Genomic DNA, 19,206 nt, shown 5'->3' with positions numbered 1-19,206 from the left:
ATTAATGGGCGCCCTTCATGGGCAGAGGCGGCTTTGAAATGGCTTTGATCGTACAGAAATTTGGAGGCACCTCAGTCGGCACTGTCGAGAGAATCGAGCAGGTCGCCGACAAGGTTAAGAAATTCCGCGAAGCCGGCGATGACCTGGTGGTTGTGCTGTCTGCAATGAGCGGCGAGACCAACCGTCTGATCGATCTGGCCAAGCAAATCAGTGGCGACGATCAACCGGTTCCGCGCGAGCTGGATGTCATCGTCTCCACCGGTGAGCAGGTGACGATTGCACTGCTGGCCATGGCGCTGATCAAGCGCGGCGTACCGGCGGTGTCGTACACCGGCAACCAGGTACGGATTCTGACGGATAGCGCGCACAATAAAGCGCGTATCTTGCAGATTGATGACCAGAAGATTCGCGGTGACCTGAAGGCCGGTCGTGTCGTTGTCGTTGCCGGTTTCCAGGGCGTCGACGAGCACGGCAACATCACCACCCTTGGTCGTGGCGGTTCCGACACCACCGGCGTGGCGCTGGCAGCGGCCCTGAAAGCTGATGAATGCCAGATCTACACGGATGTCGACGGCGTCTACACCACCGACCCGCGCGTGGTGTCCGTGGCTCAGCGTCTGGACAAGATCACCTTTGAAGAGATGCTGGAAATGGCCAGCCTCGGTTCCAAGGTGTTGCAGATCCGCGCGGTCGAGTTCGCCGGTAAGTACAACGTTCCGCTGCGCGTACTGCACAGCTTCAAGGAGGGTCCGGGTACCCTCATTACTATTGATGAAGAGGAATCCATGGAACAGCCGATCATTTCCGGCATCGCTTTTAACCGCGATGAAGCCAAGCTGACCATCCGTGGCGTGCCAGACACCCCGGGCGTGGCCTTCAAGATTCTCGGCCCGATCAGCGCCGCGAACATCGAAGTCGACATGATCGTGCAGAACGTTGCGCACGATAACACCACCGACTTCACCTTCACTGTGCACCGCAACGACTACCAGGCGGCGCAGACCGTGCTGGAGAACACCGCTCGCGAGATCGGTGCCCGTGAAGTCGTTGGCGACACCAAGATCGCCAAGGTGTCGATCGTCGGCGTTGGCATGCGTTCTCACGCAGGCGTTGCCAGCCGCATGTTCGAGGCTCTGGCTAAAGAAACCATCAACATCCAGATGATCTCGACTTCGGAAATCAAGGTTTCCGTAGTGATCGAAGAGAAGTACCTGGAATTGGCTGTGCGCGCTCTGCACACAGCTTTCGAACTGGACGCACCGGCCCGCCAGGGCGAGTGATGCTCCGCTAAGGGCGCGGTCTGACCGCGCCCTTTGTTTTTTGAGTGGCGCGACTGAAATCTGTTCTTTTGCTCGTGCTGGTCAATACTTAGGCGTGTAGGGCTACGATCGTTCCGGTTGTAGGTCGAACGCCTTTTTTTTGCAGACTGTTGTCCCTGAAATGAAATGCGTGAGGAGAAAGGTATGCTGATTCTGACTCGTCGGTGCGCAGAAAGCCTGATTATTGGTGATGGCGAAATCACTGTGACCGTGCTCGGCGTCAAAGGAAATCAAGTGCGTATTGGCGTTAACGCGCCTAAAGAGGTGGCTGTTCACCGTGAGGAAATCTACCTGCGGATCAAGAAAGAGAAGGACGACGAACCAAGCCATTAATTTTTATCGTTTTTTATGTTTGCAAACGGGGAAAAGGTTGGTTAAGATACGCCCCGTGTTGCGGAGAGCTGGCCGAGTGGCCGAAGGCGCTCCCCTGCTAAGGGAGTACACCTCAAAAGGGTGTCGGGGGTTCGAATCCCCCGTTCTCCGCCATTATTTATTTAGTACGTTGTAATCTGGCTTCTTCGGTAAGTTGTTGAAATTACTAGAAAAAGTGCTTTACAAAAAGATTTAACGGCCTATAATGCGCGGCAACAAATGCACTCGTAGCTCAGCTGGATAGAGTACTCGGCTACGAACCGAGCGGTCACAGGTTCGAATCCTGTCGAGTGCACCATTTAAGGGTTGTTTGCAGTAATGCAAGTAACCTGGCTTCAACCAGTTGTGATCTGGTCTAAAAACACAAATTGCACTCGTAGCTCAGCTGGATAGAGTACTCGGCTACGAACCGAGCGGTCACAGGTTCGAATCCTGTCGAGTGCACCACAAACACCAAAAAGCCTGCGTCTAACGCGGGCTTTTTGCTGTCTGGGATTTGCCTTTTACGCATCCCTTCTCATCGAACACGATTTGCGCGCTTCGACCTTTCTTGCTGTCGTAGCGATAATTCGTCGTCGCGTTTCGAATGCTGACCTTGTCAGGTTTACCTAGCGCACTTTCAACGTCCTGCTGGCTCATGCCGGGAACGATCCGCTGATTGATGATCGCTTCGCGACGCTCCTTGGCGCTGAGCACGTTTGCGCATTTGTCATTCATTTGGCCGATAACGACCGGATCTCTCTGTGTGCTTTTAATTCCTGATGTTTCCTGGTGGTTGGCGCCGGGGAGTATTGCCTCGAATTTGAAAACGCTTGGGTTGTAAATGTTCTGTCGCGACAGTGCCTCTCCAGGAGGGCAGCTCAGCGTCGTGTAAGTGATGCGGCCCTCAGCGTCTTCACATCGATGCACAGTCATTGCAGTGGCCTGTAGAGGCGGGCAGAGCAGGGTGATCAACAGGGTTGTGAGTGTTTTCCTGGGCATTGGGCGTCCTCCATGACGGTCACGATCAAGGGTAGTCAGTACATTTCTCAGTGGGGGTGTGTTTTCTTTTCAGGATGAGTCGTCGCAGTTTCAGGGACGCGGACAGCGCTCGGGTTTATCTCGCAAGCGCTTGTTTCAGGCTGGTTTTTTTAACGTTTAAAACCCTCATGCGGTGTATGATTGCGCCCGTCAGCCCCGCCGGGGCTTGTGGAATACCTCCATGGACTTACCCAGTAGTTGCTCAGTACCCCGTTTTACCAATCATGAATTGACTGATTGATCCTTCCGGCGTGCCCCGCTGCTGGGAGTGGAGTTCGCCTATGACCGAAGTTGAAGTAAAGAAAACGCAAGAAAGCCTGCAAGACCGCCTTGCTCAAGTTGTTGAGCTGCTGCATCGCCAGCGAGTGGTCGAAGACCTGACTCATCGCCAGGAAGGTCATCATCACGACCTGGTCGAGAACCTGGTCCACCGGCAAAACCTCGTCGAGTTGCAACGCAAGCTCGATGATCTGCACTCCGCCGACGTTGCCTACATTCTTGAAGCCTTGCCGCTTGCCGAGCGTCTGACTGTCTGGCAGTTGGTCAAGGCCGAGCGCGACGGCGACATTCTGCTTGAAGTATCCGACTCGGTTCGTGAAACCCTGATCGCCGACATGGACGATCACGAGCTCCTGGCGGCGGCCAAGGAGATGGACGCCGACGAACTTGCTGACCTGGCCCCCGAGCTGCCGCGAGACGTCGTCCACGAGCTGATGGAAACCCTTGATAGCCAACAGCGTGAGCGCGTTCGCTCCGCGTTGTCCTATGACGAGGAACAGGTCGGTGCATTGATGGACTTCGAGATGGTGACGATCCGCGAGGATGTCAGTCTTGAAGTGGTTCTGCGTTACTTGCGTCGCCTCAAAGAGCTGCCAGGCCATACCGACAAGCTGTTCGTGGTTGACTACGATGGCGTGCTCAAGGGTGTGCTGCCAATCAAGCGACTGCTGGTCAACGATCCAGACAAGCAGGTTTCGGAAGTCATGGCCAGCGATCCGGTGAGTTTTCACCCGGATGAAGACGCCTACGATGCCGCACAGGCTTTTGAACGTTACGACTTGATTTCGGCCCCGGTGGTCGACAAGAACGACAAACTCATTGGTCGTCTGACCATCGACGAGATGGTCGACCTGATTCGTGAAGAGAGCGAAAGCGAAGTTCTCAACATGGCGGGTCTGCGTGAAGAGGAAGATATTTTCGCGTCAGTCTGGAAATCCTTGCGCAACCGCTGGGCCTGGCTGGCGATCAACCTGATTACCGCATTTGTTGCATCGCGGGTAATCGGTTTGTTCGAAGGTTCTATCGAGAAGCTGGTGGCTCTGGCAGCGTTGATGCCGATCGTTGCCGGTATTGGCGGTAACTCCGGCAACCAGACGATTACCATGATCGTTCGTGCGATGGCGCTTGATCAGGTCAGTACCGGTAATACCTCGCGTCTCATGCGCAAGGAGCTGGCGGTTGGTTTGATCAATGGCCTGGTCTGGGGTGGGGTAATCGGCGTGGTGGCCTACCTGCTGTACGGCAGTTGGTCGCTGGGCGTGGTGATGACTGCGGCCATGACCTTGAACCTGTTGCTGGCGGCGTTGATGGGGGTTTTGATTCCGATGACCCTGGCGCGCTTTGGGCGCGACCCGGCGATGGGCGCGAGTGTCATGATTACGGCCATGACCGACAGCGGTGGCTTCTTCATCTTCCTCGGGCTGGCGACAATCTTCCTGCTCTGAGTTTCTAGTGTGCGGTCTTGCTCAAGCCAGCAGGCCGCGCACCTTCATTTTTCAATCTATTAGCGTTATGTCGATGGCAACTGAGCTTGCCGTTGAGTAGGTGATTGGCTGAATTTCAGGCAAAAAAAAGCCAGCACATGGCTGGCTAGAGCTTACGGGATGCAATCAGGAGGCGTCTGCGGCCATTTCAGCGTCGTGGGCAATCAGCGAAACCAGTGCGTTTTGCTGGCGGTGGGAGAGTTGACGGAAACGTTGAAGCAGTTCGCGTTCGTGCAATGACAGCTCGGGGCTGTCCAGGCGCATGCTCAATTCTTCGCCCAGCGCGCCTTCCTGAATAAGACTCTGCTCAAGACGGGCGATGATCTCGGAATTCATGCTGCGGTGATGATTGCGAGCCACCTCGGCAATGCGTTCACGCATCCCGTCTGGCAGACGTACGACGAACTTGTCAGCCGTACGGCTGGAATAAATTGCCTGTTTCAATGGGCGCATATATTTAACCGGTTAGTTCAGGGGAGCGGTTCTCGGAATTGGCCGCAGGATGTCATGTAGGACAAGCCTCGTCGCCAAATGTTCAACCTGAATTGATATGAGGCCCGCATCATGCCTCAAAATTGCCAGATCATTGGCGTCAATTCTGTGACAAATATTGAACTGGAAGCAGGCGTTATGCCAGCACCAATTATCAGAAATGCGGACTGGTTTGAAAACACTTACCGGGCCCGTACATCTGACCGCGTCCTCTTTGCCCGACAGGTGCGTGCTTGGGCGCCCCTGAGCGTGCATGCTATGCGGATACGATCTTCGTTCCTTACAAGATACAGAATAGTGGCAAATGGCCGATTTACTAGGGCGAGCACGCAATGGGGGGTGATATAGGGATGCACGGCAGACTTATTTATTTGATGGGGCCGTCCGGCTCCGGCAAAGACAGCCTGATCGATGCGGCCCGCGACTCTTTGCTTGGCCTTGATTGCGTTGTGGTGCGCAGGGTGATTACCCGGTCGGCTGAATCGGTCGGCGAAGACGCTTTGAGTGTTTCCAGGGAGCAATTCGCTCAAATGAGGCACGAAGGCGGTTTTGCACTGTGCTGGCGGGCCAATGGGCTGGATTACGGCATTCCGGCAGAGATCGATAGCTGGTTAAGTGACGGTCGCCATGTACTGATCAACGGCTCAAGAGGGCATTTGTCTGAAGCCATGGCACGTTATCCGTCGTTGTTGCCCATAGTGCTGACGGTAAAAACCGATGCCCTGCGCAAGCGTCTTGAGCGGCGAGGGCGCGAGAGCGCTGAGGAAATCGAAGCCCGACTTGAGCGCAATGCTCTGTTTTTAATGGACGCCGCTCAGGAAGATCCGGAAGGGATCTTTCGGTTGGACAATTCTGGCGAGCTTTCCACTGCCGTCGACAATTTGCTGGCTCTATTGGTGCAAGAGGGTATCAGCGCAAAAGCCGATCGAATCTAAGCCCGTGATCGAAGCTGGTGTTTGCCTACACTTAATAAGCCTTACAGACGACATGACAAAACCGGGCCTGCCCGTTAACATGCACGCCGTCCATCGCGCCGCATGTCCTTGCGGCCGGCATGTGTCTCAGTAGCTCAATTGGATAGAGCATCCCCCTCCTAAGGGGAAGGTTGGCAGTTCGAACCTGCCCTGGGACACCATATAATTCAGGCCTTTCAAGCCATTCTCCTGACAGCTTCATTTCTCCGTGACAGCAGGGTGGCAGCAGCAGGCCAAAAATAAGCCCCACTCAGAATCAATCTGATGGGGCTTTTTAGTTAACGACAATTGATCAACCTTTGCCGGCCGACGAGCTGACAACAAGTTAGGCGGGAGCCTTCTCGTCAGTCTCCGCTGTGCTTCCGGGCTCTATTCGAATTTTCAGGTGACCTTGCCCAGCAAGAACATCAGAGAGACCTTCCTGCAACTTTAGCTGGGAATTTGTCATTTCCTCACTAAAAGGGAAACCGGTCACGTTCATGCTAATCGGTTGCTGCCCGGACAGGACTTCAATTGCATAGTGCCTTAGCTTTTGCTGGTCGAGTTCAAGATCTGTATGGCCCTTTGGAATGTAGGCTCCGTTTCGTAGAAGGACCCGGTCATACCGAAGATTTAGATCCGTGGCCATTGCACTCAACATTAAAATCAAAAGCTCTTGCTGCTTCTCGACCCACCTTTCCGCGTTGTCCTCGTTTACCGTCGACGTAAGGTGCTCCAGGTAGTCACGCCAGGTATCCAAAACGTCTGTTTCTGAGGCCTTCCGGCGGTTTGAGCGGCCTCCGTTGAACGCAAGATCAATCATATTCAACGCTCGAACATGATCGGGTGAGAGCCTTGCGGCTCGAGTTGCCATCAACGTGCTAAATATCCAGTTTTTTTGGTTTCTGGACTCATTCACGCGCTCAAGATACTTCTGTGCTTGAACCGCTAGGATCGGCCCAAGCAACGTGGCAACGATCGTACCGATTCCGAAAACCCAGTTTGCTTCCATTCTTTTTTCCGCAAGGTTGGGGAAGATGGCTCGACAGCACTTGCCGAGTGCGGCTTTGAGAATATGTGTATTTTCTGTCGCACGCCAAGGCAAAGCCAAAAGCATTTATTTGTGATCGTCCAATTTTGCTTTTTAGACTAAGGCGATCTGATCCCTGATCCTAAGGACGGTAGTGGTCGAGCAGCTTGCGTGCCGTGCCGTCGCTCGGATGCCCAGGCCCGCAGCGAGCAACTCAGTCACGCGCTTGTGCAGATCGGCGTCCACCGGCCGGCCCTGGTACTTTCCGGCGGCCTTGGCCTTCTCGATGCCCTGCGCCTGGCGCTCACGGCGCTGCTCGTAATCCTTGCGGGCGATGGCGGCCATCATTTCCACCAACATTGAGTTGATCGCTCCCAGCATCCGCCCGGTGAACTCGTCGCCTTTGGTGTCCTGCATCCCCTGGTGGCTCGTTGGCAGGTCGAGCGCGACGATTCGCAGCCCCTTGGAGTCAATCGCAGCCTTGAGCTTCTGCCAGTCCTCCACAGGAAGGCGTGAGAGGCGGTCTATCGACTCCACCAGCAACACATCACCCTTACGCGCATCTTTGAGCAGACGCAGCAGCTCAGGCCGGTCTGCGGTCGCGCCGCTGGCATTCTCCAGGTACACACTTGCAATGACCTTGTTGTGATCGCTGGCGAACTGCTCGAGCGATTTCCGGGCGCGGCTGGCGTCCTGCTCTTCGGTCGATGCTCGGAGGTATGCGCGGATGAACATGATTGGTGCCTGTATCAGTTAGGGTGCACATAAAGTGCTACACGTAACCGGATTAAATGGGACTGAAATAGTTGGTTTGCAGCGGATCGAGGAGGGCGTTTTTGTTGCAGTAAGTCAGAGGTAGGCAAAGTGATACAGGGCCGAGTTTTCGGCTCAGTCGTCCACCTTCAACCTGAGGAAGTTGGTCGGATCTCAAATCCATCCAACCCCCAGTGGGGGATGAATCCGATGCAGGATCGAGCAGGGGCTAATCCTCAATTTGAGGAATATCCACCGTTGGTGGGAATTGGCTTGAAGTCCGATTTCCGGACAACGACCTGACCTCCCATTTCGGTAGGGCAGGTATCGCGACACGTTTCGCGAATTCTGAAAACGTGTCGCGGAAAAGATGCCACGGATATTCGTGTGATCTCGGCCAGGCTGATGCAGCCGAATCTGGATGATCCCCCGCTGGGGAAGTACCCCTGATCGGTGGGATTTTCGAACCACAGAGAAATCCTAGGTAGTTCGCCCTTTCGCCAAAGGGGTTTTACGATCTGCTCGTAAAACCAGCCGGGATGCAACTGGGAGGGTGTTATTCCGAACGGCACCCGGTAGATGCGGGATTTTCCCGTATCACAAGCCGCCGTTGTGACGCACTTAGATTCCCTGTTTCCGGGTAGGTAGTTAGGGCAAAGTGAGGAAATCCCACTTTGCTCCGGATGGCTCAAATGTGAGCCATCGTCACATTTACCACCTGCTCCAGCCTGCTGTCAGGCCTGGCTAACGTTAGATAACGGTGGGTTAACGTTATGAGTGGAGGACGACTCCACACTTTTGCGGAGTCGGCCAATTCGAAGCACGAGATAGGCGAAATGTTTCGCCGATTTCCCTATTTTCGCGATATTCATCTGCTACTCCATTCAATGGTAGATCACTTGGTCTGCCTTAGGAGGTATCGGTGGGTATATTGCCTGGATGCAAAGTAGTTAAGCGCGCGGTAATGCACTCAGATTTGAGGGGATTAGGATTGCAGCGTTCGACGTTTTAAGAAGTGTCTTATGTGCACGGCCTTTAGAGATCCCATAAGATGATCGCCCCGCTATTCTGTATCGATATCAATATGAAACTTTCAAGAATGCAGAGCCGACTGCGCCCTCTGCTGAGCGTCGCTGCCGTAATGGCGATTGTATTTTCATCGGAAGCACCTGCGGACTGCCACTTCTACAGCGGCTACAAGACCATCACCATGAACTACGGGAGCAAACTGACGGAAGGCCTGACAGTCCCTCAGGATGCACCCATCGGCACTGTTATTTACCAGGAGATCATTAGCGCGGAGTATCAGCGGTTCAATTGTGGCGCCCCGACACTCTATGGCTTTGTCCTGAACCCGGCACTGGGGGGTAGCGTGACCAGCGGCAGTACCTTTCCTTTGGGTAAAACTGGGCTCTCATTCCGAATAGGCGACGACATAGGGTACCTAGAGGCGGCGCGCATGGACCTTTCTAACGGAAACTGGAGTGTGCCCGCCACTAATTACCGACTTGAAATCATCAAGTCGAGTGAATTGGCATCGGAAAACAGTGTTCCCGCTGGCTATCTGGGCCAATACCAAGCCGGTAGCGCAGTGTTTAACAAATTTTATCTGATCAATCCCATTATCCTAAATACGGCCTCCTGCCAGACCCCGGCAGTGTCGGTTCAAATGGGCGACGACTATCGCCTGGACGAATTCAACAAGAGCGGCGATACCCCTCGGACGATCAAATTCAACCTCGCCTTGAACCAATGCCAGCGCGGTATCAAAAAGGTGACCTATTCACTTAAGGCCACCACCCAGGTCATCGACGCGCAAAAGGGCATCGTCGCACTGAGCGCCGGCTCGACGGCCAAAGGCATCGGTCTGCAACTGATGAACGAGGCAGGACAACCTATCGCGCTGGACACTACCTACCCGTTCGACGGGTTCAACACCACAGGCACAAGCTTCAACATACCGCTGTCCGCCGCTTACTACCGCCTGGCCGGCAGCAAACTGGAAGCCGGCACCGCGAACACCGAAGTAACGTTCATCGTGAATTACCTGTAACGAGCTAAGGGCCGATAGCAGCGATTGCTTTTTGCCTGCTTCACGTCCCAGCACCTGATGTGCTCAGATTTGAGCACACCGACGATGACCCAGTTTTGGACCATCCCCACTTTCGGATTTGAAATCCAGAAGGGGCAGATTTGAGATCTGTAGTGGTCAACTAATCCCGGACACGACGTTAAGTTTTTTCTCGGCGCGGGCTGGCGCCACACCAGCCGTGATTGGGGCCGGTACAACAAACTCCCGCAATATATCGGAGTGTCGGGTTGCTCGAGCATCGCTTGTTTGCAGGTTTGTGAGCCTGGTTGTTTGCTGACTGACTCCTGCTCCTGCGTCAGGCTAAGCCCCTGAACCGTCCGAATTGCTCGCCGTCTTCCTGCAACATCGACACGGTACTGCGGCTGCCAGCGGTGCTTCGTCTTTGCGTGAACTGCTGGTCGACTCGACTGTGTAACGAGATGGTCGCCCCCGCGCCCTGTGAGGGCTACGCTTTTGCAGGGTGACTCTGGATTGCATTGGATCACTACACTTACCGATATCCACTAGCGTTGCGCATGGACGGTTCGCGATGATTCATCAAGGAAAGAAAGGCGTGAGGGTGCATCGCAGCCTCGCCGGTAGTGATGCGGGCGACACTTATACTGGGCAGGCCTATGGAGATGATGTGCCCTGCGGATCGTGTGGCGGAAAGCATCCCATTTACGAGACGCAACAGGTCTACGAGGTAGCGCGAACGATCGTCGACTGTATCATCGGCGGGCCAACTATGATGCTCGGAGTCCTTCGCTCAAACGATGGGCAATGGGTTGCCGCCTGTTCGCCGGCTGATGGAACACCAGGCTACAACGCCTTCCGAGGAGCTCTCACAGGCCATCACAAGCGCTTCCTTCCAGCACTGGTGATAGCGGGAAACATCCCGGATGACGGCAGCAGGTCATTTGGCGGTCTCCCTCTGGCGGCGAGCTTCATTCGCTCATGCACTGTGCAGAATGCACCCATTGCTGGTCGATGCGCCGCACCCAAGCTTGTTCATTATGCTATTCGTCTCTCGCTACCCCGGCCTTGGACAATGTCGGAGGTGCTGTACGACCCCGCAGGGAGTAACCCGAATTACACCGACTACCTGACGGCTCCCTCGTGCGCGACATGCGGTGTTCTCTTGCCACAACTACTTTGCCCATTAAAGGCAAGCGCGACACTCAAAGAGTTCACCGGCCTTATTCGGAATTCCTGGGGAGGCTCTTGGTAGGTTGTGGGCGGCATTTCGGCAAGCTGACCATCGCGCATTGAGCCACTGTGGACTATCTGCATTACTAAAACGATATCGAAACAGCCCCGTTCAGAATCACCTGGTGGGGCTTTTTTGAGACTTTTCCACGGCTTATTTGCAACGCTCCGACTAAACCCACAATTGTTTGCCAACACCTATAAGGGAACGCCACAACTGGCCGATAACCCGATGGGCCGTTGTCCTGCGCGACGCCCCTATGGGCGGCGAAGTTGAGCTGGTCCCTGCATTTGTCTTTGGGTTCATCTTCTTAATTGCCTGGAATCTTCGATGCTGGCGTACCACCAAAAAAGCTTTTTGATCGTCGATGATTTCTCGGATTTCCGTAGTTCGGTCAGGTCGATGTTGCGTGAGTTGGGTGTCAAGGATGTCGACACTGCCGACACGGGTGAGGTGGCGCTGCGCATGTGTGCGCAGAAGCGCTACGACTTCATCTTGCAGGATTATCACCTAGGCGATGGCAAGAAGAACGGTCAGCAGGTGCTTGAAGACCTGATGGTCGAGAAGCTGATCAGCCATGAAAGCGTGTTTCTGATGGTCACCGCCGAGAGCAGTCAGGCGATGGTGCTCAGTGCGCTCGAGCATGAGCCGGATGCGTATCTGACCAAGCCTTTCAACCGCGCTGGCCTGGCCCAGCGGCTGGAGCGACTGGAGCAGCGCAAGACGTTGCTCAAACCGATTCTGCAGGCTCTGGATCGGGGTAAGCCGGTTGAAGTCCTGAATGCCTGTATCGAGCTGTGCAAGCAGGACCCGCGCTATTCGCCGCTGTGCCTGCGTTACCGTGCCGATGCGTTGCGCGACATGAATCAGAATGAGGTGCTGGAGCGCTTGTACAACAGCATTCTGGCGGATCGTCCATTGCCTTGGGCCTATGTCGGTCTGGGGCGATTGATGTTCAAGCGTGGCCAGATCGCTCAGGCAAAAGCTGTCTACGAAAAGGCGCTAAAGGCTTTCCCGATGATGCCGGCGTTGTATGACGGACTGGCCGATGTGCTGGTCGCCGAAGGCGACACCAAGGCTGCGCAGAATGTGCTGGAAGAGGCTGTTCGCCTGTCGCCATTGGCGGTGCGCAGGCAATCGTTGTTGGGCAAGTTGGCGATGACCAACGAAGACTTCGAAGGTGCGGCGAAAGCCTATCGTCAAGCGGTCTCCCAGGGGGCGCAGTCACGTTTCAAGGACCCAGAAAGCAATCTTGGCCTGGCTCATGCGCTCATCAGTAAAGGCAGTGAAAAAGGCCTGGATACCCGCACTCGACTGGAGATCAACCAGACCCTGAGTGCCGTCGCCAAGGAAAACATCAACGATCCGGGGCTGCAGATCCGAGCGCGCTTGATGAAAGCCACCAGTCTGCTGCTCAACGATGCCGAAACCGCTGAGAAGCTGACGGAGCAAGCACTGGCCCGTCTCGATGGCATGGAGCAGTTCATGAGCGCCGAAGCGGCGTTGCTGGTCGCCAAGCAGTTGAAGATGCTGGGGCAGGCTGACGCCGGTAATTCGATGTTGAAAAACTGCGCCGAGATTTACGGCGACGACCCGGTGGTGATGCAAGGCATTGCCCAGCAGACCGACGACCCGGCGATTCTCAACTCCGGCAACGCGGCGGCAGATCTCAACCGCCAGGGCGTGCGCAGTTACAAGGCGGGCGCGTTGCCCGAGGCGCGGGAGCTTTTCCGCGGTGCACTGTTGTTGCAACCGAAGAACATCAGTATTGCCCTCAACATGGCGCAATCGCTGTTGCACGGGGCTGATGCAAGCCTCGATTCAGCGCTGCTGGAAGAGTGCCGTACGTGCCTGAAAATGGTGGGCATGATGCCCGAGAGCGATGCGCGTTATCCGCGTTATCAGAAGCTGCGAAGCAAGGCGTTTGGCGAATGAATGATGTTGACGAGGGGCTCGACTTTTCCACGGTGATCGCCTCCACCGTACACGACATGAAGAACTCCCTGGCGTTGCTGATGCAGGCCCACGGACAGTGGCTTGCGCGCTTGCCTGCGGCTCAGCAGCACACTGCCGAGCAGGGCGTGATCGACTATGAGTTCGCTCATCTGAACGGCATGCTGGTGCAGTTGCTGGGGCTCTACAAGCTCGGCGTCAACCAGTTGCCGTTGCGTCCGGACTATCACGAACTGGACGATTTCATCGAAGCGCAGCTGGCGGCTCATCAGGACGTGTTCAAGAGTCGCGGCATTGTCGTGACTTATGAGATCGATCCCTTGAGCCCTCTCGGATTCTTCGACCGGGAGCTGATTGGAACGGTATTGGCCAATGCGATCAACAATGCCATTCGTCATGCCCGGCATTCGCTATTGATCAGCATCGGTGAGGAAACCGGGCAGTTGCTGTTGTCGATCAATGACGACGGCGAGGGTTTCCCGGACCAGATGATCGAGCGTCAGGCGGATTACGTACAGGGCATCAATCCGGCCAGTGGCAGCACCGGCCTGGGTCTGTACTTCGCTGCGCGTATTGCACAACTGCACCAGCGCAGTGGCGTGCACGGGCGCACTGAAATCCGTAATGGCGGCCCGTTGGGAGGCGGGTTGTTCAATCTCTACCTGCCCTGATATCCGCCACGGCACGCAGCATTTTTGTAGGACATTTTTATGTCCCGGTGCTTGATATTCCGAACAGCTGGTGCCTATTTTGTACATGTCGCCGTTCGCGGCTTGCACAACTTCAAGGATAGAGTCATGACGACCGATGGTCAGCGTTCACTCGCACAACGATTGACGGGTATTGATGAGATTGAATGCGTCACCCCGGATCTCAATGGCGTGCCGCGTGGCAAGGTCATGACCGCAGAAGGATTCCTTGAGGGACGGCGTTTGCAAATGGCGCGTGGCGTGCTGCTGCAATGCATCATGGGCGGTTATCCGCCGGCACGATTTTACGGCAGTGACGACGGCGACCTGGCGCTCAATGCCGATCCGAAACAAATTCACCGTTTGCCCTGGAGCAAGCAGCCCCGCGCGTTGGCCATTTGCGATGCCGATGAGTTGAGCGGGGAAAGCTCGCGTCTCTCGACTCGCGGTCAGTTGAAAGCGGTGATCGCCCGTTATGCCGCTCGCGGTTTGGCGCCCGTGGTGGCAACCGAGATGGAGTTCTTTGTTTTTGCACCGAACACCGACCCGACCCAACCTTTCCAGCCGCCGGTTGGACTGGACGGACGTCGCGAGGAAGGTCATTCGGCATTCAGTGTCAGCTCCAACAACGGTTTGCGCCCGTTCTTCAATGAAGTCTACGAATGCATGGCAGCCCTGGGTTTGCCGCGCGATACCTTCATGCACGAGATGGGCGTCAGCCAGTTTGAAATCAATCTGCTGCACGGTGATCCACTGCTGCTGGCCGACCAGACATTCCTGTTCAAGCATCTACTCAAGGAAGTCGCGCTCAAGCACCACCTGACCGTGGTCTGCATGGCCAAGCCACTGGCGCATACGCCGGGCAGTTCGATGCACATTCACCAGAGCATCGTCGAGGCGGGTACGGACCGAAATGTGTTCAGCGATGACGCTGGACAGCCGACTGCAATCTTCCGTCATTTCATCGGTGGCCAGCAGGCAGGGATGGCAGATTTCACGGCGTTGTTTGCGCCGAACGTGAACTCTTACCAGCGTCTGTGCCATCCTTACGCATCGCCGAATAATGCCTGTTGGTCTTATGACAATCGGGCGGCGGGTTTGCGGATTCCAGCCAGCTCGCCAGAAGCGCGTCGGGTCGAGAATCGTCTACCGGGCGCCGATGCCAACCCGTATCTGGCGATTGCCGCCAGTCTGGCGGCCGGGTTGTATGGCATTGAAAACGAACTGGAGCCGACGCCGGCCATTCAAGGCCAGTTTGAAGTGCCGGACAGTTTGTCGTTGCCGTGTACCTTGCATGCTGCTCTTGAGCGTCTGACACGTAGCCAATTGGCGAAGGAACTGTTTGGCAAGGAGTTCATCGAAGGCTACATCGCTTCGAAGACCATGGAGTTGAGCAGTTTTCTTGATGAAATCACTCCCTGGGAGCGGCGTGTTTTGGCCGCCCAGGCCTAACCGATTCGTCGCTGTCGGGCTATCGTTGTCGGTAGCCCGGTACTCACTGCAAGGAGCCGCTCGGAACGCCGATGCGCCAAATCCTGAAATCCTTTCGAGCGCTTTATTTCGCCTCGCTGATGATGTTGATCGGCTCGGGCCTCCTCAGTACTTACCTGGGCTTGCGCCTGGCAGCGGACCATGTCGACAGTCTGTGGGTCGGGGCGCTGATGGCGGCTAACTATTTCGGCCTGGTGCTGGGCGGAAAAATCGGTCACCGGTTGATCGCACGGGTCGGTCATATCCGGGCCTACTCGGCCTGTGCCGGGATCGTCGGTGCGGCGGTGCTGGGGCACGGTCTGATCGATTGGCTACCGGCCTGGCTGGTGCTGCGGATGGTCGTTGGTCTGGGCATGATGTGCCAATACATGGTCATCGAGAGCTGGCTGAACGAGCAGGCCGAAGCCAAGCAGCGCGGGCTGGTGTTCAGCGGCTACATGATCGCTTCGTACCTGGGGCTGGTGCTGGGCCAGTTGATTCTGGTCATGCACCCGTCCCTGGGGCTGGAATTGCTGATGCTGGTGGCGTTGTGTTTTGCGCTGTGCCTGGTGCCGGTCGCGCTGACGCGGCGGATTCACCCGGCGCCCTTGCACCCGGCGCCGATGGAGCCGCGCTTTTTCATGAAGCGGGTTCCGCAGTCTCTCAGTACGGTGCTCGGCGCTGGCCTGATCGTCGGTTCGTTCTATGGTCTGGCGCCGTTGTACGCGTCCCAGCAAGGGCTTTCCACTGAGCAGGTCGGTCTGTTCATGGGTAGCTGCATTTTTGCCGGGTTGCTGGTGCAGTGGCCACTGGGCTGGTTGTCGGATCGTTATGATCGGGCGCTGCTGATTCGCAGTTTTGCCTTTTGCCTGGCGCTGGCAGCGTTGCCGTTGGCGATCATGCCGCAGGTGCCGCTTGAGGTGCTGTTTATCGCTGGCTTCGCCTGCTCGCTGGTGCAGTTCTGTCTGTACCCGTTGGCGGTGGCGTTTTCCAACGACCACGTCGAGGGTGATCGGCGGGTATCGCTGACCGCCATGTTGCTGGTGACCTACGGTGTGGGGGCGAGCATCGGTCCGCTGGTGGCGGGTGTGCTGATGAAGTTGTTCGGCAGTCAGATGCTGTACGCGTTCTTCAGTTTCTTCGCAGTGGTGCTGGTATGGCGCATCCGGCCGAAAGCGGTGACCAATCTGCATCAGGTGGAAGACGCGCCGCTGCATCACGTGGCGATGCCGGACAGCATGTCGAGTTCGCCACTGGTGGCAGCTCTCGACCCGCGGGTCGATGAGCAGGTCGTGCATGACCAGATGCAAAATGGCGCGAGCCCTGATCTGGATCCTGAGCAGGATGCAAAGTCCGAAGCTCAGGACACCGACAGCGCTGATGAACAGACTGATGATCCGGGGGCGGAGCGCCCGAAAAGCTTTACCGAGGCCAGGCCTTAGGGCAAAAAAAACGGGCAGTCACCGCAAGGGACTGCCCGTTTTTTCAAGCGTCTGGATCAGATGTCGTCTTTGTCGAAGCGGCGCGCTTCGCGTTGCAACTGATAGACGAAGCGCTCGACCTGACGCTGCACCAGTCCGCTCATGTTGTGAAAGCGTACGCCGGCGAAAGTGGTGTCGATTTTCTCTTCGTGATGCAGATAACGCAGCTCGACCGGTGCGGTCATGCTGCCGAAGGGCAGGGCGGCGATGAAGCGTTCATAGACCTGACCCAATTGAAGTCCGCTGGTGATGTCGCCATCAAAGCGCAGCTTGCAACCCGTCGCCGAGATATCCAGCAGTTTACCGCTGACAGGCGTCTTGAGCTTTTCGCCACCGAGTTCGATGTTTACCAGTTGTGCCAGTTTCAAGGCTGCGCGAAACGCATTGCGACGCTGGTGGTAAACCACTTCATCGGGCAGCGTGCCACGGTAGCAGCGGCCACCGTTGGACTCGTCGATGGTCAGTGTGCCGTTGCTTTCCCAAGCAATACGTACGCCTTCATGAAAGCCTTCAACCCGAAAAGCTTCGCCGGCAAGCAGGAAGCGTTCACCATCGCGGGGGATCATTTCGTCCAGGGCGATCATGTTGCTGTCGCGATCGATATCGATCAGGTAGCTCTGAAATCGCTGGCTGCGTTCATGGAACGTGATGATCAGGGGATCATGGCTCTCTTGCAGCATCCGCAGGTTGCCGGTGATTTCCAGCGGGGTGCTGAGCACCTTGGGTGGCTGCGGAGCATCTTCCGCGCTTGAGGCGTTGAACACGGTTTATCAATCTCCAGACAGAATACGATCACACGCAAGAGCTAGCATTCTGCCAGCATGTTTCGTGCCTTGATAGAGCACGCTTATTTATGAGTTCAAGCCTGACTGAGCGCGCGGGGTTTCACCAGCATTGCGGTTGATCCGCGAGCGTCATAAAGGGTCGGAGACTCGCCACCGTTGAGGATTTTCAACTGATTGGCGGTGGTGGCTTGTTGCACCTGGATCGAGCGGCCGTTGAGCTCGTTGGCGGTTTGGCAATCTGCAAGCAGTTGGGTCAGGGCGTCGCTTTGGGTCAGCAACTGATCGCCGATACTTGAGTGGGCGGCGAACTGCTCCAGGCCTGCGCGGTTGGCAGGCAGATTCAGGCTCGCGAGAAGTTCGCTGCGTTTGCGGCCATGCTGTTCCAGCAGAATGATCAACCCCTGTTTCTGCGCCAGAATCTCTTCGAGCAGCGGCATGTCACGGCCGTGCAGGGCGAGGGATTCGGTCTTCAGCAGCTCCAGCAATTGTTGCGCTGGAGCGAGGTCATCGGTGATCAGTTGCAGTAAATGAGTGTCGTGCATGGCTGGCCTTGGGTTTTAAGCGTCCAAAAGCCTGGCGCAGGCCTTTGGCTAGCGCTGGGCTTCGAAATTAAGCAGTTTGCTGGCTACACGGTTGCTGTCGACCTTATAGCTGCCATCGGCAATCGCTGCTTTCAACTCGGCCACGCGGGCGTTGTCGACGGCAGGCTGATCGTGCAGCTTGTCAGTGATCTTCTGCAACTGTTGAGCCTCATTGCTGAGGTGTACCGATTCCCCGCTTTGGGTGGCACCGACCTGTTCGGTCGAGGTGCTCAGCGGCGCGGATTTGCCGGCATCGCCGGTGTCCTTGCTGACGCTGGTCCGCGTGCTGCTTGCGAGCGTGGGAGAGCTGTTTAAACGGCTGAAATCGATGACCATGATAAAAAAACCTCTGGGAATTTGGACGCTTGCCATGTTTTCGGCCATGCCCGGGAAAACTTTAGGCTCAATAGTCGATGAGCCCGGGCGCGTCGGTATTTGCCCTGCGTGAGGCACAGTTTAGGGAACAGGACGGTTGTGCGCCAGTTATCTACATGGAGACTTCCACCTGCCCCGGGGCCATGACTTGCGCCTTGATGACCCGTTGGGAGTTGAGGTTTTTGACTCTGATCTGTTCGTTAAGGCCGCCATTGGACAGCGCTTCACCCGGCATCCGCACGCTGAGCGTGCCGCTGCGGGCGGTGATGACCACCTGATCACCCTTGCGCACGACTTCTGCCTGCTCCAGATGAACAAGCGTAATCACTTGATCGCTGACCATTGGTCGGACAAGTTTTTGTCCGATGGCTTGATCGACGTTTGTCAGATATCCCTGATTGATCAGGCTGATATCGCGCTCACGCAACATGACATCCGAAGGGTCGATGATTCCGGCTCGTTTGAGGGGGCGGGTGGTCGTGACGACCTCGCGAAACAGGCGGACTTGAGCGGGTACGAAGACTGTCCAGGGGGAGACGCCATCGCAACGGACTTTCACCGTAACCCGGCCCAGAGGTATCGCGGGGCTCTCCAATGTCGCTGTCAATTCCCTGTCGCACGCCGGCATGTGCATGCGCGGGTCGAGCTTGTTGACTTCGATTTCGTAGCGCCCTGCGGTTTGGCTGGTGGCCAGATAGTCTTCTACGGTGAATTCAAGAAAGCCCTGAGTGACGCCGATAAGTAGATCAGGCAAGGTAACCGGGTCAGCAAAGGCAGGGCTGCCAACGTTCAACAGGCATACGGCTGACAGGGCGCCGAGGAATTTACGGCACATTGATGTCAGGCGTCGGGAAAATGTCGTTTTTGTGTTCATGGCAGTTAAAAAGCA

At 56.1% G+C, this 19,206-nt stretch carries 17 protein-coding genes and 4 tRNA genes; 13 read left to right on the top strand and 8 right to left on the bottom strand.

Annotated elements, in window-relative coordinates; genetic code table 11:
- Positions 1–38: 38 nt before the first annotated feature.
- The 5 genes from AC1RJ3_RS09940 to AC1RJ3_RS09920 all read left to right on the top strand — a co-directional run bounded on the left by AC1RJ3_RS09940 (position 39) and on the right by AC1RJ3_RS09920 (position 2,138).
- On the top strand, positions 39–1,280 hold the full coding sequence (locus AC1RJ3_RS09940) for an aspartate kinase (protein WP_071553787.1): 1,242 nt from the start codon (positions 39–41) through the stop codon (positions 1,278–1,280).
- 183 nt (positions 1,281–1,463) lie between these two features.
- Positions 1,464–1,652 carry a carbon storage regulator CsrA gene (gene csrA, locus AC1RJ3_RS09935; RefSeq protein ID WP_003178872.1) on the top strand — a complete coding sequence of 63 codons (189 nt, stop codon included), beginning with the start codon at positions 1,464–1,466 and terminating at the stop codon, positions 1,650–1,652.
- 62 nt (positions 1,653–1,714) lie between these two features.
- A tRNA-Ser gene (locus tag AC1RJ3_RS09930) sits at positions 1,715–1,805 on the top strand.
- A 107-nt stretch (positions 1,806–1,912) separates the two neighbouring features.
- Positions 1,913–1,989 (top strand) — tRNA-Arg (locus tag AC1RJ3_RS09925).
- Between the two features lie 72 nt (positions 1,990–2,061).
- Positions 2,062–2,138 (top strand) — tRNA-Arg (locus AC1RJ3_RS09920).
- 21 nt (positions 2,139–2,159) lie between these two features.
- Here AC1RJ3_RS09920 and AC1RJ3_RS09915 read toward each other — a convergent pair.
- The gene (locus tag AC1RJ3_RS09915) at positions 2,160–2,672 is read right to left on the bottom strand and encodes a cell envelope protein SmpA (RefSeq protein ID WP_493078689.1); all 513 of its coding nucleotides are present in this window, start codon (positions 2,670–2,672) and stop codon (positions 2,160–2,162) included.
- A gap of 320 nt (positions 2,673–2,992) precedes the next feature.
- On the opposite strand from AC1RJ3_RS09915, the gene mgtE reads away from it, so the two are divergent.
- The gene (mgtE, locus tag AC1RJ3_RS09910) at positions 2,993–4,435 is read left to right on the top strand and encodes a magnesium transporter (protein WP_347927764.1); all 1,443 of its coding nucleotides are present in this window, start codon (positions 2,993–2,995) and stop codon (positions 4,433–4,435) included.
- Positions 4,436–4,600: 165 nt separating this feature from the next.
- Here mgtE and AC1RJ3_RS09905 read toward each other — a convergent pair whose 3' ends face one another.
- On the bottom strand, positions 4,601–4,927 hold the full coding sequence (locus tag AC1RJ3_RS09905) for an Arc family DNA-binding protein (RefSeq protein ID WP_003178899.1): 327 nt from the start codon (positions 4,925–4,927) through the stop codon (positions 4,601–4,603).
- A gap of 389 nt (positions 4,928–5,316) precedes the next feature.
- Between AC1RJ3_RS09905 and phnN the strand changes: the two genes are divergently transcribed.
- Together phnN and AC1RJ3_RS09895 are read left to right on the top strand one after the other, a co-directional pair.
- Entirely contained in the window at positions 5,317–5,901 is a 585-nt protein-coding gene (phnN, locus tag AC1RJ3_RS09900) for a phosphonate metabolism protein/1,5-bisphosphokinase (PRPP-forming) PhnN (protein ID WP_054593609.1), read from the top strand.
- A 123-nt stretch (positions 5,902–6,024) separates the two neighbouring features.
- A tRNA-Arg gene (locus AC1RJ3_RS09895) sits at positions 6,025–6,101 on the top strand.
- Between the two features lie 164 nt (positions 6,102–6,265).
- Here the strand turns inward: AC1RJ3_RS09895 and AC1RJ3_RS09890 are convergent.
- Both AC1RJ3_RS09890 and AC1RJ3_RS09885 read right to left on the bottom strand, forming a co-directional pair.
- A complete protein-coding gene (locus AC1RJ3_RS09890; protein ID WP_493078686.1) occupies positions 6,266–7,036 on the bottom strand; it encodes a DUF6680 family protein in 771 nt (256 codons plus the stop codon).
- A 27-nt stretch (positions 7,037–7,063) separates the two neighbouring features.
- Positions 7,064–7,684, bottom strand: coding sequence for a recombinase family protein (locus AC1RJ3_RS09885; RefSeq protein WP_054593607.1), 621 nt, complete (start codon positions 7,682–7,684; stop codon positions 7,064–7,066).
- A 1,069-nt stretch (positions 7,685–8,753) separates the two neighbouring features.
- On the opposite strand from AC1RJ3_RS09885, the gene AC1RJ3_RS09880 reads away from it, so the two are divergent.
- The 5 genes from AC1RJ3_RS09880 (at position 8,754) to AC1RJ3_RS09860 (ending at position 16,537) form a co-directional block, all read left to right on the top strand.
- The gene (locus tag AC1RJ3_RS09880) at positions 8,754–9,755 is read left to right on the top strand and encodes a fimbrial protein (RefSeq protein ID WP_237142959.1); all 1,002 of its coding nucleotides are present in this window, start codon (positions 8,754–8,756) and stop codon (positions 9,753–9,755) included.
- A 1,558-nt stretch (positions 9,756–11,313) separates the two neighbouring features.
- Positions 11,314–12,918: a response regulator gene (locus tag AC1RJ3_RS09875; RefSeq protein ID WP_493078683.1), complete on the top strand. Its 1,605-nt coding sequence runs from the start codon at positions 11,314–11,316 to the stop codon at positions 12,916–12,918.
- Positions 12,915–13,607: a sensor histidine kinase gene (locus AC1RJ3_RS09870; protein WP_054593605.1), complete on the top strand. Its 693-nt coding sequence runs from the start codon at positions 12,915–12,917 to the stop codon at positions 13,605–13,607. Before AC1RJ3_RS09875 ends, AC1RJ3_RS09870 begins: the two co-directional genes overlap by 4 nt.
- Before the next feature lie 228 nt (positions 13,608–13,835).
- Positions 13,836–15,077, top strand: coding sequence for a glutamine synthetase family protein (locus tag AC1RJ3_RS09865; RefSeq protein ID WP_493078996.1), 1,242 nt, complete (start codon positions 13,836–13,838; stop codon positions 15,075–15,077).
- Positions 15,078–15,148: 71 nt separating this feature from the next.
- Positions 15,149–16,537 (top strand): MFS transporter, encoded by a 1,389-nt coding sequence (locus AC1RJ3_RS09860; RefSeq protein ID WP_493078681.1) that lies wholly within the window; start codon positions 15,149–15,151, stop codon positions 16,535–16,537.
- Between the two features lie 56 nt (positions 16,538–16,593).
- On the opposite strand, the gene AC1RJ3_RS09855 is transcribed toward AC1RJ3_RS09860, so the two are convergent.
- From AC1RJ3_RS09855 to flgA, 4 genes are all read right to left on the bottom strand, one after another.
- Positions 16,594–17,340, bottom strand: a complete 747-nt coding sequence (locus AC1RJ3_RS09855; protein WP_054593602.1) for a flagellar brake protein — start codon at positions 17,338–17,340, stop codon at positions 16,594–16,596.
- Positions 17,341–17,435: 95 nt separating this feature from the next.
- Positions 17,436–17,903, bottom strand: coding sequence for a flagella synthesis protein FlgN (locus tag AC1RJ3_RS09850; RefSeq protein WP_054593601.1), 468 nt, complete (start codon positions 17,901–17,903; stop codon positions 17,436–17,438).
- Between the two features lie 48 nt (positions 17,904–17,951).
- A complete protein-coding gene (flgM, locus tag AC1RJ3_RS09845; protein ID WP_347927763.1) occupies positions 17,952–18,278 on the bottom strand; it encodes a flagellar biosynthesis anti-sigma factor FlgM in 327 nt (108 codons plus the stop codon).
- Positions 18,279–18,429: 151 nt separating this feature from the next.
- Positions 18,430–19,191, bottom strand: a complete 762-nt coding sequence (gene flgA / locus AC1RJ3_RS09840; protein WP_054593600.1) for a flagellar basal body P-ring formation chaperone FlgA — start codon at positions 19,189–19,191, stop codon at positions 18,430–18,432.
- Positions 19,192–19,206 lie beyond the last annotated feature (15 nt).

The sequence above is a fragment of the Pseudomonas sp. GW822-FHT04C11 genome (assembly GCF_058800905.1).
Note: the sequence above shows the minus strand (reverse complement) of the source record. Positions and strands in the feature narration are given on the sequence as shown.

Coding starts and splice junctions, on each gene's coding strand:
- AC1RJ3_RS09940 (WP_071553787.1), top strand. CDS start 39: ATGGCTTTGATCGTACAGAAATTTGGAGGCACCTCAGTCGGCACTGTC.
- csrA (WP_003178872.1), top strand. CDS start 1,464: ATGCTGATTCTGACTCGTCGGTGCGCAGAAAGCCTGATTATTGGTGAT.
- AC1RJ3_RS09915 (WP_493078689.1), bottom strand. CDS start 2,672: ATGCCCAGGAAAACACTCACAACCCTGTTGATCACCCTGCTCTGCCCG.
- mgtE (WP_347927764.1), top strand. CDS start 2,993: ATGACCGAAGTTGAAGTAAAGAAAACGCAAGAAAGCCTGCAAGACCGC.
- AC1RJ3_RS09905 (WP_003178899.1), bottom strand. CDS start 4,927: ATGCGCCCATTGAAACAGGCAATTTATTCCAGCCGTACGGCTGACAAG.
- phnN (WP_054593609.1), top strand. CDS start 5,317: ATGCACGGCAGACTTATTTATTTGATGGGGCCGTCCGGCTCCGGCAAA.
- AC1RJ3_RS09890 (WP_493078686.1), bottom strand. CDS start 7,036: ATGCTTTTGGCTTTGCCTTGGCGTGCGACAGAAAATACACATATTCTC.
- AC1RJ3_RS09885 (WP_054593607.1), bottom strand. CDS start 7,684: ATGTTCATCCGCGCATACCTCCGAGCATCGACCGAAGAGCAGGACGCC.
- AC1RJ3_RS09880 (WP_237142959.1), top strand. CDS start 8,754: ATGATCGCCCCGCTATTCTGTATCGATATCAATATGAAACTTTCAAGA.
- AC1RJ3_RS09875 (WP_493078683.1), top strand. CDS start 11,314: ATGCTGGCGTACCACCAAAAAAGCTTTTTGATCGTCGATGATTTCTCG.
- AC1RJ3_RS09870 (WP_054593605.1), top strand. CDS start 12,915: ATGAATGATGTTGACGAGGGGCTCGACTTTTCCACGGTGATCGCCTCC.
- AC1RJ3_RS09865 (WP_493078996.1), top strand. CDS start 13,836: ATGACCGCAGAAGGATTCCTTGAGGGACGGCGTTTGCAAATGGCGCGT.
- AC1RJ3_RS09860 (WP_493078681.1), top strand. CDS start 15,149: ATGCGCCAAATCCTGAAATCCTTTCGAGCGCTTTATTTCGCCTCGCTG.
- AC1RJ3_RS09850 (WP_054593601.1), bottom strand. CDS start 17,903: ATGCACGACACTCATTTACTGCAACTGATCACCGATGACCTCGCTCCA.
- flgM (WP_347927763.1), bottom strand. CDS start 18,278: ATGGTCATCGATTTCAGCCGTTTAAACAGCTCTCCCACGCTCGCAAGC.
- flgA (WP_054593600.1), bottom strand. CDS start 19,191: ATGAACACAAAAACGACATTTTCCCGACGCCTGACATCAATGTGCCGT.